The sequence below is a fragment of the Pseudomonas hunanensis genome (assembly GCF_013393325.1).
Lineage (GTDB): Bacteria > Pseudomonadota > Gammaproteobacteria > Pseudomonadales > Pseudomonadaceae > Aquipseudomonas > Aquipseudomonas putida_P.
Genome location: NZ_QJRC01000091.1, coordinates 1 through 14,562 on the forward strand (window position 1 = coordinate 1; position 14,562 = coordinate 14,562).

The 14,562-nt window shown below is 58.4% G+C and carries 12 protein-coding genes and 1 tRNA gene; 10 read left to right on the top strand and 3 right to left on the bottom strand.

Annotation, left to right across the window (positions count from 1 at the left end; all coding sequences use genetic code 11):
- From DM807_RS14510 to ychF, 10 genes are all read left to right on the top strand, one after another.
- Nucleotides 1-396 (top strand): Hcp family type VI secretion system effector (locus DM807_RS14510; RefSeq protein ID WP_179027482.1); only part of this gene is annotated, 396 nt, incomplete at its 5' end.
- Nucleotides 397-406: 10 nt separating this feature from the next.
- On the top strand, nt 407-1,384 hold the full coding sequence (locus DM807_RS14515; RefSeq protein WP_069943236.1) for a hypothetical protein: 978 nt from the start codon (nt 407-409) through the stop codon (nt 1,382-1,384).
- Nucleotides 1,385-2,102: 718 nt separating this feature from the next.
- Nucleotides 2,103-3,824: a tetratricopeptide repeat protein gene (locus DM807_RS14520; protein WP_060492847.1), complete on the top strand. Its 1,722-nt coding sequence runs from the start codon at nt 2,103-2,105 to the stop codon at nt 3,822-3,824.
- A 4-nt stretch (nt 3,825-3,828) separates the two neighbouring features.
- On the top strand, nt 3,829-4,446 hold the full coding sequence (gene lolB, locus DM807_RS14525; RefSeq protein WP_012270479.1) for a lipoprotein insertase outer membrane protein LolB: 618 nt from the start codon (nt 3,829-3,831) through the stop codon (nt 4,444-4,446).
- Between the two features lie 4 nt (nt 4,447-4,450).
- The gene (ispE, locus tag DM807_RS14530; RefSeq protein ID WP_012270478.1) at nt 4,451-5,311 is read left to right on the top strand and encodes a 4-(cytidine 5'-diphospho)-2-C-methyl-D-erythritol kinase; all 861 of its coding nucleotides are present in this window, start codon (nt 4,451-4,453) and stop codon (nt 5,309-5,311) included.
- A 20-nt stretch (nt 5,312-5,331) separates the two neighbouring features.
- Nucleotides 5,332-5,406, top strand: a tRNA-Gln gene (locus DM807_RS14535).
- 48 nt (nt 5,407-5,454) lie between these two features.
- Nucleotides 5,455-6,396 (top strand): ribose-phosphate pyrophosphokinase, encoded by a 942-nt coding sequence (locus DM807_RS14540; protein WP_003247410.1) that lies wholly within the window; start codon nt 5,455-5,457, stop codon nt 6,394-6,396.
- Nucleotides 6,397-6,516: 120 nt separating this feature from the next.
- Complete coding sequence (locus DM807_RS14545) at nt 6,517-7,110, top strand: 50S ribosomal protein L25/general stress protein Ctc (RefSeq protein WP_012270477.1); 594 nt, start codon at nt 6,517-6,519, stop codon at nt 7,108-7,110.
- 79 nt (nt 7,111-7,189) lie between these two features.
- On the top strand, nt 7,190-7,774 hold the full coding sequence (pth, locus tag DM807_RS14550; RefSeq protein ID WP_012270476.1) for an aminoacyl-tRNA hydrolase: 585 nt from the start codon (nt 7,190-7,192) through the stop codon (nt 7,772-7,774).
- A 24-nt stretch (nt 7,775-7,798) separates the two neighbouring features.
- Complete coding sequence (gene ychF, locus DM807_RS14555; protein WP_012270475.1) at nt 7,799-8,899, top strand: redox-regulated ATPase YchF; 1,101 nt, start codon at nt 7,799-7,801, stop codon at nt 8,897-8,899.
- A 144-nt stretch (nt 8,900-9,043) separates the two neighbouring features.
- Here the strand turns inward: ychF and DM807_RS14560 are convergent, their stop codons facing one another.
- Genes DM807_RS14560 through DM807_RS14570 form a run of 3 tightly spaced genes read right to left on the bottom strand, consistent with a single transcriptional unit; the run spans nt 9,044 to nt 14,449 of the window.
- Entirely contained in the window at nt 9,044-10,432 is a 1,389-nt protein-coding gene (locus DM807_RS14560) for a coiled-coil domain-containing protein (RefSeq protein WP_179027484.1), read from the bottom strand.
- On the bottom strand, nt 10,429-12,366 hold the full coding sequence (locus tag DM807_RS14565) for a P-loop NTPase family protein (protein WP_179027485.1): 1,938 nt from the start codon (nt 12,364-12,366) through the stop codon (nt 10,429-10,431). Before DM807_RS14565 ends, DM807_RS14560 begins: the two co-directional genes overlap by 4 nt.
- Nucleotides 12,341-14,449, bottom strand: a complete 2,109-nt coding sequence (locus DM807_RS14570) for a hypothetical protein (protein WP_179027486.1) — start codon at nt 14,447-14,449, stop codon at nt 12,341-12,343. The genes DM807_RS14565 and DM807_RS14570 overlap by 26 nt, the downstream gene beginning before the upstream one ends.
- Between the last annotated feature and the right edge of the window lie 113 nt (nt 14,450-14,562).

Consider the following 14,562-nt stretch of genomic DNA (forward strand, 5'->3'; position numbering starts at 1 on the left):
TTCGGTGTAAGCCAAAGCACTTCCGCCACTGCCAGCTCGGCAGGGGGCGCCACTTCGGGGCGCGCCGAGGTGAGCCACTTCACTTTTACCAAGTTTCTCGACAGCGCCAGTTGCAAGCTCATGGAGGCCAGCTGCGCAGGGCAGCATCTCAAGGAGGTCAAACTCGCACTGTGCCGCGCGGGCGGCGACAAGCTCAAGTATTACGAGATTATTCTCGAAGAAGTAATCATTGCAGACTACACACAGAGTGCTGCCGATGGCGTGCCGATCGAGGTGGTTCGCCTCGATTACGGAAGGATCAAGACCACCTACACCTTACAGAAGCGTATCGACGGTTCGGGCGGCGGCAATATTGCCGGCGGTTGGGACCGGATCGGCAACAAGAAATACGCGTGAGGAAATTGCCATGACCGAAGCTCGCGCGTTCATCAACCCCAAAATGCAGAACTACCACACACTCAAGGCCGGCCTTGCCCTGAGCGGCCACTCGGCCAGCAAGTTCGATGTACTGAACTCACACATATACAACAGTGTGGTCAGAAGCGGCGAACTGGTCATTGTCGGTGACTGGTCCACGCCTTCGTGTACTAGCCAGGAGGCGTTTCTGATGACGAAGGCTGCCGTAGCACACATGGGGTTGATGCGTAGCGGGCAAGGTGCAGATGAGTTTTTTCTGGATAATTTCGAGTTATTGAAGAGCCTGCTTGCCCATGCCTCCATCGGTGCAGGCGTGGTCAGCGACGGTTGGAGCAGGCACTTGAAAGGCATTCAGGACACGTTGCTGGAAATTGAAAAGCTGTATCAGGAGCACATGAGTTCAGGAACGTTCAAGGCTCGCGATCAGTTTTATGCCAGGCGTGTGGCGCTGTTCGCCAGGCTGGATGAGCAGTTGAGCAAAATGGCAGCGTTTGGTGCCAGCTTGCGAAACAGAGGGTCGATCAAAAAAACGCTCGGCATCTCCACGAAAAGCTATTTGCATACAGGGGAAATTGCAGGGTATGCCGATAAAGTCGCAGGGGTTGGCAAGGCCGCCAACCTGATCAAGAAAGGCGCCTATATAGGCGTTGCGTTGGAGGTCGCAAGCACAAGCTTATCAATCAAAAAAGCATGCACAGAAGGGAGAGAGGGAGAATGCAAAAGAGCTACCATCGTTGAGAGTGGTTCACTTGCAGGTGGCGTGGGAGGAGGCCTAATTGGCGCAATCGGTGGAAATTTGATTGGCATGGCAGCTTGCGGTGTGGTCTTCGGAATAGCATCAGGCGGGCCTGGAGCGATCGCTTGTGGGGTAGGGGGCGGAGCCTTGGGAGGAATGGTAGGCGGAGAGTTCGGAAGTGACGGAGGAGAATATCTGGGCGAAATTTTGTATGAGCGAGTGATAAAGTGACTACAATCCAACTTGTTTTGGGAGCGGCCTATGGCATTCTTTTTACCGCGATTTTTATCTCACTACCTGTAACGTTTTATTTATCACATCGCGACACCGAATATATAGAGTCCCTGCTGCCCAACTGCAAAATCGTAAAGGACAATAGAAAGCTATATTCTGAATTTGGCCTGACTGGCAAAATCATTAGATTTGGAGCACTGTCTATCATGTTAGTTTTCTCAGAAGCGTACGCACGCAGAGGCCTGACAAACCTTGAAGAAGTTGATAAGCTACCCGCTCGAATTAAAAAACGACTATGCAGACTCGTCATCTTCAACCTAGCATTATTTCTAGCACTACTGCTAATTAACGCATGCCGGCATTTCATTTAAATCTCGCGCCCTGCCGCGCCGGCGGTGGCAGACTCAAGTACTTCTGTATAACGAGCCCGACGTGAAAAGTGCATCTTATTAAGCCTTTGGATTATTCACATCATCTTATTCAGAGCACTGCTGCTGTCGCATTATCTATGACATGATGCGTGGGCAACACGACCATTTTCATAGCCTTTGAATCCATCTCAGAACCCCGACATCGGCACCGAACCTATCGCCCCACTGCGTTGTCCGACGCTTGCGCCACCCAGGCTGTAAACCACGACCTTCGCAGGTGGGTTTGCCCCCGCGCTTGTGTCATCATGCTCCGACCGCCGGTGAGTCCTCCTATAAGCCTTTCTATGAACAAACCATACGCATTGCTGCTTGCCTTCGCCCTGCTCCAGGGCTGCCAGAGCCTGGCCCCGCAAAAAGCCGAGCCTCCCGTCGCCGAAGCCGGCAAGGGCGAGGCGGAAAAGCCCGTGGTGTATGGCTCGTTCAAGCAGGACACACTCTATAGCCTGTTGGTAGCCGAGCTGGCCGGCCAGCGCAACCGCTTCGACATCGCCCTGGCCAACTACACCGACCAGGCGGCAAAAACCCAGGACCCTGGGGTTTCCGAGCGCGCCTACCGCATTGCCGAATACCTCGGTGCTGACGAGCCGTCGCTGGACAATGCATTAGTCTGGGCCCGTAACGACCCGCAGAACCTCGACGCCCAACGTGCCGCCGCCATCCAACTGGCCCGCGCTGGCCGCTATGACGACTCCATGGCCTACATGGAAAAGGTTCTACAGGGCCAGGGCGACACCCACTTCGACTTCCTCGCCCTGTCTGCGGCCGAAACCGACCAGAGCACCCGCGACGGCCTGCTGCAAAGCTTCGAGCGCCTGCTGGTGAAATACCCTGACAACGGCCAACTGGTATTCGGCAAGGCCTTGTTGCTGAACCAGGACGGCAAGGCCGAAGAAGCCCTGGAGCTGCTCGAATCGCACCCGGCTCAAAACGGCGAAATTGCCCCGATCCTCCTGCGCGCTCGCCTGTTGCAGGCCCTGGACCGTGGTCCGGAGGCTCTGCCACTGCTGCGCGGCGCAATCCGCGACAACCCGGACGACAAACGCCTGCGCCTGACCTACGCCCGCACCCTGGTCGAACAGGACCGCATCGCCGATGCCAAGGGCGAGTTCCTCAGCCTGGTCCAGCAATACCCCGATGATGACGAACTGCGCTACTCGTTGGCCTTGGTGTGCCTGGAGAACAAAGACTGGGATGAAGCCGAAGGCTACCTGCAGGAATTGATCGAGCGTGAGAGCAACGTCGACGCCGCACACCTGAACCTGGGCCGCATCCGCGAGGAGCGCCACGACCCTGCTGGCGCCCTGCGTGAGTACGCCCTGGTCGGCCCTGGCCCCGACTACTTGCCGGCACAACTGCGCCAGGCCGACATCCTGATCGCCAACGGCCGCAGCAGCGAGGCCTCGCGCCTGCTTGCCGAAGCCCGCGAAGCCCAGCCAGACTACGCCATCCAGCTGTACCTGATCGAATCGGAAAGCTACAGCAACAACAACAAGGACGCCCAGGCCAGCCAGGTGCTGCAGCAAGCCATCCAGCGCTACCCGGACGACCTCAACCTGCTGTACACCCGCGCCATGCTGGCCGAAAAGCGCGACGACCTGGCGCAAATGGAGAAAGACCTGCGCGCCATCATCGCCCGCGAGCCAGAAAACGCCATGGCCCTGAACGCCCTGGGCTACACCCTGGCCGACCGCACCACTCGCTATACCGAAGCCAAGGCACTGATCGACAAAGCCCACCAGCTGACCCCGGACGACCCGGCAGTGCTCGATAGCCTGGGCTGGGTCAGCTACCGCCTGGGCAACCTCGACGCAGCGGAAACCTACCTGCGCCAGGCCTTTGCGAGCTTCCCCGACCACGAAGTGGCCGCTCACCTGGGCGAAGTGCTGTGGGCCAATGGCAAGCGCCGTGAAGCCCGCCAGGTCTGGGCGAAGGGCTTCGAAGCCCAGGCCGACAGCCCCATCCTGCGCAAGACCATTTTGCGCCTGACCGGATCCGAGACTCTTTAACGCCATGTTCCTGCGCCATTGCATCACCTTCACCCTTATCGCCCTGCTGGCCGGCTGTGCCGGCTTCGGTAGCCGAGAAGCCCTGCAGGGTCACGGCGACCCGCAGCAGTGGCGCGCCCATAAAGAACAGCTGAGCAGCCTCGATGGCTGGCAGATCAACGGCAAGGTCGGCATCCGCGCCCCGCGCGACTCCGGCAGCGGCACCCTGTTCTGGTTGCAACGCCAGGACTACTACGACATTCGCCTGGCCGGCCCGCTGGGCCGTGGCGCCGCACGCCTGACCGGGCGCCCAGGTGGCGTGGTGCTCGAAGTGGCCAACCAGGGCCGCTACGAGGCCACAAGCCCCGAAGCCCTGCTTGAAGAACAACTGGGCTGGCAGCTGCCAGTCTCGCACCTGGTCTGGTGGGTGCGCGGCCTGCCTGCCCCCGACAGCAAGAGCAAGCTGACCCTGGATGGTGACAGCCGCCTGGCCAGCCTCGATCAGGATGGCTGGCAGGTACAGTACCTGAGCTACACCGAACAAAACGGTTACTGGCTGCCCGAGCGCCTGAAACTGCACGGCAAGGACCTGGACGTGACCCTGGTGGTCAAGGACTGGCAACCGCGCCAGCTGGGGCACTGACCCTATGCACACGCTCACCCTGCCCGCCCCGGCCAAGCTCAACCTGTGGTTGCACATCATCGGCCGCCGCGCCGACGGTTACCACGAGCTGGAAACGGTGTTCCAGTTCCTCGACCACGGCGACGAACTGAGCTTCGCCCTGCGTGAAGACGGCGTGATCCGCCTGCACACCGAGATCGAGGCCGTCCCCCACGACAGCAACCTGATCGTGCGCGCCGCGCGCAAGCTGCAAGAACAATCAGGCACCGCACTCGGTGCCGATATCTGGCTGACCAAGGTGCTGCCCATGGGCGGCGGCATCGGCGGCGGCAGCTCGGATGCCGCCACCACCCTGCTGGCCCTCGCCCACCTGTGGCAACTGGATTGGGACGAAGACCGCCTGGCCGCACTGGGCCTGAGCCTGGGTGCCGACGTGCCGGTGTTCGTACGCGGCCATGCGGCGTTCGCCCAAGGTGTGGGCGAGCAACTGACACCGGTCGACCCGATCGAGCCCTGGTATGTCGTACTGGTGCCGCAAGTGTCTGTCAGCACAGTAGAAATTTTTTCACATCCACAGTTGACACGTGATTCACTCCCCCTTAAGATGCGCCCCGTTCCCGAGGGAAACAGTCGAAATGACTGCCAACCGGTGGTAGAGCAGAATTACCCAGAAGTTCGCAATGCGTTGAATTCACTGGGGAAATTCACTGAGGCTCGGCTAACCGGCACTGGAAGTTGTGTGTTTGGGGCCTTCCCAAGCAAAGCCGAAGCTGATAAAGTTCTGGCCCTTCTTTCAGCGACCCAAACAGGGTTTGTGGCGAAAGGAAGCAATATTTCGATGTTGCATCGCAAGCTGCAAAGTCTGGTCAAGAAGTCGAGCGCATAAGCGTTCGCAGCAACAGATACAGGGGCGTCGCCAAGCGGTAAGGCAGCAGGTTTTGATCCTGCCATGCGTTGGTTCGAATCCAGCCGCCCCTGCCATTTTCCTTATACTCATCCAGGTATACCCTCAGCCTTCAGGTACTGCGCGTGTCCAAGATGATGGTCTTTACGGGGAACGCTAACCCCGATCTGGCTCGGCGTGTCGTACGTCAGCTGCATATCCCTCTCGGTGACGTCTCTGTCGGTAAATTCTCCGACGGCGAGATCAGCACTGAGATCAATGAAAATGTTCGCGGTAAAGACGTTTTCATTATTCAGCCGACCTGTGCCCCGACCAACGATAATCTGATGGAACTGGTAGTGATGGCCGACGCCTTCCGCCGCTCCTCAGCCTCCCGAATCACCGCCGTGATTCCTTACTTCGGATATGCCCGCCAGGACCGCCGTCCGCGTTCGGCACGTGTAGCCATCAGCGCCAAAGTCGTCGCTGACATGCTCACTGTCGTAGGTATCGACCGTGTACTCACCGTCGACCTGCACGCTGACCAGATCCAAGGCTTCTTCGATATCCCCGTCGACAACATCTACGGCTCGCCCGTACTGGTCGACGACATCGAAGACCAGCGTTTCGAGAACCTGATGATCGTCTCCCCGGACATCGGTGGTGTCGTGCGCGCACGCGCTGTCGCCAAGTCCCTGGGCGTCGACCTGGGTATCATCGACAAACGCCGCGAAAAGGCTAACCACTCCGAGGTTATGCACATCATCGGCGACGTCGAAGGGCGCACTTGCATCCTGGTAGACGACATGGTCGACACCGCCGGCACCCTGTGCCACGCGGCCAAAGCCCTGAAAGAGCACGGCGCTGCCAAGGTTTACGCCTACTGCACGCACCCTGTCCTGTCGGGCCGCGCGATCGAGAACATCGAGAAGTCGGTACTGGACGAGCTGGTGGTGACCAACACCGTACCGCTGTCCGCCGCTGCTCAAGCCTGTGACCGTATCCGCCAGCTGGATATCGCACCGGTTGTCGCTGAAGCGGTACGCCGCATCAGCAACGAAGAATCGATCAGCGCGATGTTCCGCTAAGCGGGACACGTGTTGATGTGAAGCGCCCCGCCCCAACCTGTGTTGGGGCGGGGCTTTTTTGCCATCCCCGTCTGGCGCTGGTCGCAAACGCCATTCGGGAGGCTATTTTGGAGAAACAAAATGACTGACTTCATCCTGAACGCCCAAGCGCGTACTGACCTGGGGAAAGGTGCGAGCCGCCGCCTGCGTCACGCCGCCAGCATCCCTGCCGTTGTTTACGGTGGCGATAAAGAAGCCCAATCCCTGACCATCGTGGCCAAGGAAATCGCCAAACTGTTCGAAAACGAAGCTGCCTACAGCCACGTTATCGAACTGAACGTCGACGGCGCCAAGCAGAACGTCGTGGTCAAGGCCATGCAGCGCCACCCAGCCAAAGGCTTCATCATGCACGCCGACTTCGTTCGCGTCGTTGCTGGCCAGAAGCTGACTGCCAAGGTTCCGGTTCACTTCATCGGTGAAGAAGCCCCGGTCAAGAAAGGCGGCGAGATCTCGCACGTTGTTTCCGAGATCGAAGTTTCCTGCGAAGCCAAAGACCTGCCTGAGTTCATCGAAGTTGACCTGGCCAACGCCGAAGTCGGCACCATCATCCACCTGTCGGACCTGAAAGCTCCGAAAGGCGTAGAGTTCGTCGCTCTGGCCCACGGTGATGACAAAGCTGTTGCCAACGTTCACGCTCCACGCGTTGCTCCAGAAGCAGAAGGCGCTGCCGAGTAATCCACTCGCACGCCGGCGTTGATCGGGTTACAGTGCCGCGCGCACTGTAACCCACCAACTCCAAGGAAGAGCCCCTGACGTGACCGCCATCCAGTTGATCGTTGGCCTGGGTAACCCCGGCCCCGAATACGAACAGACCCGGCATAACGCAGGGGCTCTTTTCGTTGAACGCATTGCCAGCGCCCAGCGTGTTTCGCTGACCGCTGACAAAAAATATTTCGGCCTGACGGCTAAATTCAGCCATCAGGGCAACGACGTTCGTTTGTTGATCCCCACCACCTACATGAACCGCAGCGGCCAGTCCGTGGCGGCCTTGGCCAATTTCTTCCGCATCAAGCCGGAAGCGATCCTGGTGGCACACGACGAACTCGACCTGCCCCCAGGCGTTGCCAAGCTCAAGCGCGGCGGCGGCCATGGTGGGCACAACGGCCTGCGCGACATCATCGCGCAGCTCGGTAACCAGAACGACTTCCACCGCCTGCGGCTTGGCATCGGCCACCCAGGTGACGCCAAACTGGTATCCAACTTCGTCCTGGGCCGCGCGCCGCGCGCCGAGCAGGAGAAGCTCGACGCCAGCATCGATTTTGCCCTCGGCGTGCTGCCGGACGTGCTTGCCGGCGATTTCGCCAAGGCGATGCGCGAGCTGCACAGCCAGAAGGCCTGATTTCCTTTAGAGAGGGGAATACCCATGGGTTTCAATTGCGGCATCGTCGGCCTGCCCAACGTCGGCAAGTCCACCCTGTTCAACGCCCTGACCAAGTCTGGCATCGCGGCGGAGAACTTCCCTTTCTGCACCATCGAGCCAAACAGCGGCATCGTGCCAATGCCCGACGCTCGTTTGGCTGCGCTGGCTGAAATCGTCAAGCCAAACCGCATCCTGCCGACCACCATGGAATTCGTCGACATCGCCGGCCTGGTTGCCGGTGCGTCGAAAGGCGAAGGCCTGGGCAACAAGTTCCTCGCCAACATCCGCGAGACCGACGCCATTGCCCACGTGGTGCGCTGCTTCGAAGACGAGAACGTGATCCACGTTTCCAACAGCGTCGACCCCAAGCGTGACATCGAGATCATCGACCTCGAACTGATCTTCGCCGACCTCGACAGCTGCGAAAAGCAGCTGCAGAAAGTAGCCCGCAACGCCAAAGGCGGCGACAAGGAAGCCTTGGCGCAGAAGGCAATACTGGAAAAGCTGATCCCGCACTTCACCGAAGGCAAGCCTGCACGCAGCCTGATGAAGCACATGGCTGACGACGAAAAAGCTGTCATTCGTGGCTTCCACCTGCTGACCAGCAAGCCGGTGATGTACATCGCCAACGTGGCCGAAGACGGCTTCGACAACAACCCGCACCTGGACGTGGTCAAGGCCATCGCCGAGGAAGAAGGCGCGGTAGTGGTGCCGGTGTGCAACAAGATCGAGGCAGAAATCGCCGAGCTGGAAGATGGTGAAGAGAAGGACATGTTCCTCGAGGCCCTGGGCCTGGAAGAGCCTGGCCTGAACCGCGTGATCCGCGCCGGTTACGAGCTGCTGAACCTGCAGACCTACTTCACTGCCGGCGTGCAGGAAGTACGTGCCTGGACCGTACGCGTAGGTGCCACCGCACCACAAGCCGCAGGCGTGATCCACACCGACTTCGAGAAAGGCTTCATCCGCGCTGAAGTGGTGGCCTATGATGACTTCATCCAGTTCAAGGGTGAAAGCGGTGCCAAGGAAGCCGGTAAATGGCGTTTGGAAGGCAAGGACTACATCGTCAAAGACGGTGACGTGATGCACTTCCGCTTTAACGTCTGATGGGCACCGTGGAATTCCACGCTACTTGAAAGACTTCAGACCCCCCGTGATCGCCAGGCGATACGGGGGTTTTGTATTCAAGGGCCACCATTTTCATCTGTAACCCCGGCCAAGAAACAGCTTCGTATCTTAGAAACCAACTCGCTACGGTCCCAATACGAGATACAACAAACCACCAAGATTGGCCGCTGCAAGCGCCGCACAACCATACGCCACCCATTTAAGGTGCTTTTGGCCATTGACCACCTGAGCCTTGAGCGCCAATGCCTGCGCTTGATATGTCTGGTGGTGCGCATGGGCGGCCGAAAGTGCCTGATGTTGCTCCCCTAGCCGCTCATGCAGGTTGTTTGCCTGAGTCTGCCATAGGTCCTGCAATTGCTGCCCCAGTGCTGAAACCTCCTTGTGCACGGCCGAGCGCAAGTGATCGGCCGTTAGCAGGGTGAGTTTTTCCAATCGACTCACGCTTTCCTTGTCCAACTCACGCAGCTGTTCCAACAAACTGCCAAGGCTACGACCCAAACGCTGCTGTGCGCTGCCATGCACTGTAAGCCAGTGCTTCTGCATTTGCTGTTGATGAGCATCAAGCCTGCTGGCCGTAACCTCGCTTAGTGTCCGTATCGTTGCATGCAGCTCGATCTGGGCCTGTTGTTGCGCCATGAACAACGACGCCAACCGCTGCTGTTGACCCTCGAACTTGCCGGCCGCAGCCTCACCCAGCATGCACATCGTTTCATGTAGCTCAGCTTGGCCCTGCTGCTGCGCCGAGATCAGCGAAGCCAGCTGCTGGGCAAGTTGACTGACATCCTCCTGATTCGTTTGAGCCCAGCGCTGAAGCTGGTCTTCGGCATTTACCCGGCGCCCCTCTGCGGTTTCCAGCCCTTGGGCCAGCACCTCAAGCTCAGTTTGAATACTGATGGTTTGATGGCTGACCGCCTGCCATTGCGATTGCTGCTGCTGTTGGTACTGATCCAGCTTACTGTCTGCAGCGGCCCCCATGGCTTGGACTGCGTCTACCGCTTGAGTATGTGCTTGCTGGTGCCATTGCGCGAAGGACGCCAGATTCTGAGTTAGCTGGGCAACGCTCTGCAAACTGGCATCGCCCAACCGTTGCGCTTGCGCCTGCAAGGCAACCTGGTGTTCCCCAACTCCACCGATCTGCGCTGACAACCCCACAACACCGGTTTGAATATCCTGGGATTGCTGACTGTGCTGCCCGAGGATCTCCAGCAATTGTACATTGCGCGACTGCGCAAGCTCGTTTGCATCCTGCTGGGCAAACTCCAGCGTTTGCAGTTGCTCTTCAAGCGGGAGACTGCTCTCTGGGTAATGCTTGTTGATGAAACGTGTGACTTTGCCTGTTTGAGCTTCCAGTCGGTCCTGGCGCTCGAGGATACTGCGCTCCAAGGGGTAAATGTTTTCTTCGAGCAATGCGCTCACTTCAGTTTTCAGCGGCGGTACCAGAATATCGACCAGTAACTGAGTCAACTCCTGCTTGGCAGCAGCGCGTTCGCCCTTAACGTCCTGGTCGATCATTGAGCATCCTTCCCGGAATAGAATTTTTCGGCTTCACTGATAAGCAGATGGGCTTGCATGAGCCCAAGAAACTTGTCCGTGGCGCACTGCCCCTTATCAAGTTCGTCTGTGCATGCCTGTAACGCCCGCGACAGGCTCTGATCAACACGCTGCTCAAAATGCTGGGCCATCTTTTTCGAGCCTTCCATGCGGGCGATGTTCACGCTCAATTGGTCGCTCAAGGCCTGCAGTCCACGCAGGTGCCGGGCGTGCTTATCAAGGGCTTCCTGCACCGCGCGCAACTGCCGATCGACTTCTGGCAAGGCGCGTTGTTGTTCAGAAGCTTGATTTTTCACTGCCTCGATGAAGCACATGTGCGCCAACTTAATACAACGGCCTCTGCTCACAGCAACGACATGTTCGAGCATACCCATGTCTGTTTCGTAGCTGGACGACCAGAAATAGCTTTCCAGCGTGTATTGGTCGAGGTGATAGTCCAACGGATGAAAATCGCTTTCGTCAAAAACCACAGGACGCACTGCGCGCATGAGCACCTTGCAGTGGCCCTGTAGTTCTTCACCAAAACTACTAAAAAGCAGTGTTTGAAAGGCCTCTATCCAGCTTTCGAGCTGGTGCTTGAGGCATTTTTTCGCACAACGAAGCAGTTCCTGTACCGCAGGTACCGTTTGCTCTCCCCGCGCAATGACATGTGTGGGGAAAAGCCCTTCGAGAATTGGCCCGATGTCGATACGCAGCAGTCCTTCGAGCATATGCGTCCACTGCTCCGTCAATTGCCGCTCTGCCAGCAACTCGTCCCTGCGCACCTGCAGCACTCTGGCTACATCATCATCTGACTGCAACGGATAAAGCGCTTTTTGCCGTGACTCGAATGCCTCCAGGCTTGCGAGCCGCTCACGTCTTTGCTCTCGATAACTGTCCTCGAACGCCGCAATCTGCCCGGTCACCACCTGGTCGAGCTGAAAGGCAGCGAACACGCGGGACAATGGCCCGCTGGAGCGTTTGATATCCTCGATCAGCTGTCGCCGAAAGGTATCGACAACAGGGCATACCAGGGCGAAGTACGCGGGGTCTGCCTCAGCCATCTCACGCGCCGAATCCCCAAGCTCCATCACAAAGAGGTTGCTTTGAAAATGCTCGGGGATGGTCAATTCGAGTGTCTGTATTTCTTCGCTCATTGCCGAGCGCAGTGCTGTTACATCCATCGGGGCGGCCAACATGCGCTTGCGCACGCTGCTCAGAGAAAAGCTCGAGGTAATGACCACCCGAAAGCGCACCGGCTGATGCACCCAATTAGCCAGCTCTTCTATCTGCAAGTTTTCTGGCCGCAAGAACCCAAGGCTGCTGGCCTGGGTTACGAGCAGCACCAAATCGGCCACCGTGACAAAGGTTCGAGCGAGTGTTGCAACCAGCTCACGCTCGTGGGCATTGCGCGCGTCCAGTCCGGGCAGGTCGATGAGTTTGACATCGACGTCCAGAGCATTCTCGCTCGCCAGCGGGAAAAACCGAGCAGGGATGAGAATGTCGGTTAGATCGATGCCAGTGCGCTGCCCTTGCTCCACCGCTCGGCGGGTATCAGCAAGTGCCCGGGTAGCCGCCTGCCTGTCCAGCGGACCACTCTGGCCGATGTACCAGTGATCGTCGCTTGAGCGCCCGTAGCGCAACGGCATGATCGTCGCTGATTTGCCCAGCGTCTGGCCACCCCGCAGCACCTCGGCAATTTCCTCGCGGGTGTCCGAGACGAGGCCGAGCAGGTCAAGGATCAAGGTCGTCTTGCCCACTTGAGTGGCGCCATACACCACCACGGTCACTTGCTCGGAACGCCGGAGCTGGCCACTGACCTCCGGGGCCAGCTCATGGACAAAACGGTCGTAGGCTTGCAGCGCCCAGTCATGGCGCTGACGATAACGCTCAGACCACGAACGAGGCTTGGGCACGATCAATCTCGGCAGTCAGATGGCGTCGCGATGCATTCAAGGCGCGCATCACCCTTGCCAGTGCATCACGCTCGGAAAACTGATTGGCATCAATGCCGTAGGCCACACTGAGATTATGCTCGATCCGCTCCTCGATCTTGTTCATGAGCTCGTCGTAGTGCTCAAGGCTGCTTTCCACCAGGTGATCCCTGAAGCGCTCCAGGCTGGCCACGATGAAGTTGCGTTTGGCGACATTGTATTGGTGGACCGAACTGGCAGCCTTGTAACCAATGAAGCCCAGCCCCATGAGCCCGGTTGCCGCCATGGACAGTGTCGCTCCCAACCCCGTGGCAGTACCGCCAGCCAGTACCGGAAGGACATCCAGGCTGCCATCGATGGCCAAGTCCACTGCGGTTATTGCGAGCAACGCACGCCCTACCTGCTTGGCTCCCTGGGTAAAGCCTGGCAACGAAGCACGAATGTCCTTGGCGAGGGCATCGGGGTCATACTTGACCAGCTGGGCAGTATCGACCACCTGCCGCTGGAACAACGCCATACCTTGGCTCATGCGTAGATACTCCATGGTCAGTGCCGGCAGAAGCTTCAATGCAGTATCGAACTGCCGAGTACGAACCGTGGCGGGGTCGAGGTGGTTCTCGCTGATAGTCTGGTTCAACAACAAGCAGACACTTTTTTGCAAGTCAGGCGCAGCCGGGAGATTGCACTCAGGAACCACCACAGTGCCGTCAGCCTTCTCGTAACCCAGGTACCGAGCGGGCTGTTGCTGCTGACGGTGTTCCAGCAGCAGGGCAGGATTTTCATCCAGGGCAACCTCCAGCCCCAGTTTGAAGTGATCGTCAGCCACATGCGTCAGCGCCAGGTAAATCGCATGCACCGGGGTTTGCTCGCCTTGCTGCTCCCAATGCTTGTGAATACGGCTGATGTAGCGCTGCTCGGGTTCGCTGGTCTTGAGCGAGAGGAAATCGACGATATTTCTACCCACATTGGACCACCCCTCCTCCTCCTCGCCAAACGCATGTGTAGCACTGCCTATCGCACACCGCGTGTACTGGTCGACATGTTGAAGAAGGCGTTTTTTATACTTCACTCGGTAGGCATCCGAGGAACGTCGGAACTGATCCAGAACCTTCTTGACCAGCCCCTCGCTGGCACTGGCAGAAGCTGCTGCATTGTCGATCAGGCCATCCAGGAAACCCACCGCGACTTCCAGCTCCAGCTCTAGAACGGCCTGCAGATCTGTCAGCCGTTGCTGATAGACGTCCAGCCCCGGCTCGGCGTATTGGCCTAACGCTTGGAGAAGTTGTGGTATCCAGAGCGCCTTGTATTCCTCACCACGGCCAACGCAGACAACACGATCTGCCTGGTCGGCCGGCACCTGACAGTTCAACGCCGCAGAGACACGCAATTCTTCACGTGTTTCCTGGGACTGGTTCTCCGTGCGCCCAATGGCAATGATCGGGTGCCGGCCGGGTAACGCCTGTTCCAGCATTTCCACCAATACATCTTGAGTGGACTGGGTAGCCAGAGCATTGGCGTTGGTCACCAAGATACTGCCCGTGGCATGCTTGAGCGTATCGCGCATTTCCTGCTGCCACAGGCTGTTGGTCCGGTTGAGTTTTTCGTAGCCAGGTAACAGCAAGAAACCCGCGCGCTCGCCGAAGTGACGCTTAGGCACATACAGGCGCAGCAACATGAAACGCTCGCCTGCCGCGAAGCTGCGCAGTTCATTGAACAGGGTTTGCTGGTCTATCTCTGTTTCCTGACCCAGCTCGTCCACACCGCAGGCATAGGGTGTTTTACAGTCGCGCTCAAGCACGAAGAGCGGCCGACATTCGCCACGCCCAGGGTTGTCTGGCAGCCAGTCCTCCAGATCGTACAACTCGCGCAAAAGATGCGTCTTGCCCGCGCCCTGAGTTCCGCCAATGCACACAAAAAAGCTGGAGTGCATTTCACGGATCACCAACAACTTGCGCAGCACCGCACGAAGCTTTTCTCGCTCCTGAGTACTTCGGTCAAAGTGTACGGCGATATCGAGCGCCTGCCTCAAAGCCTGTGTGACGGGATCGATGAGCGAGGCGTACATGATGAAACTCCTTGTTCTTTGACAATGCCTGGCGGGACGGGCACCGGGATACACAAGGTGTATCGGCATCAATCGATAGAAGTTTACAGGGACGAAGGTCGATGCATGTCTGC

What these genes read in the sequence shown, in the direction of transcription:
- DM807_RS14515 (WP_069943236.1), top strand. Translation starts at nt 407, where the DNA reads ATGACCGAAGCTCGCGCGTTCATCAACCCCAAAATGCAGAACTACCAC.
- DM807_RS14520 (WP_060492847.1), top strand. Translation starts at nt 2,103, where the DNA reads ATGAACAAACCATACGCATTGCTGCTTGCCTTCGCCCTGCTCCAGGGC.
- lolB (WP_012270479.1), top strand. Translation starts at nt 3,829, where the DNA reads ATGTTCCTGCGCCATTGCATCACCTTCACCCTTATCGCCCTGCTGGCC.
- ispE (WP_012270478.1), top strand. Translation starts at nt 4,451, where the DNA reads ATGCACACGCTCACCCTGCCCGCCCCGGCCAAGCTCAACCTGTGGTTG.
- DM807_RS14545 (WP_012270477.1), top strand. Translation starts at nt 6,517, where the DNA reads ATGACTGACTTCATCCTGAACGCCCAAGCGCGTACTGACCTGGGGAAA.
- ychF (WP_012270475.1), top strand. Translation starts at nt 7,799, where the DNA reads ATGGGTTTCAATTGCGGCATCGTCGGCCTGCCCAACGTCGGCAAGTCC.
- DM807_RS14560 (WP_179027484.1), bottom strand. Translation starts at nt 10,432, where the DNA reads ATGATCGACCAGGACGTTAAGGGCGAACGCGCTGCTGCCAAGCAGGAG.
- DM807_RS14570 (WP_179027486.1), bottom strand. Translation starts at nt 14,449, where the DNA reads ATGTACGCCTCGCTCATCGATCCCGTCACACAGGCTTTGAGGCAGGCG.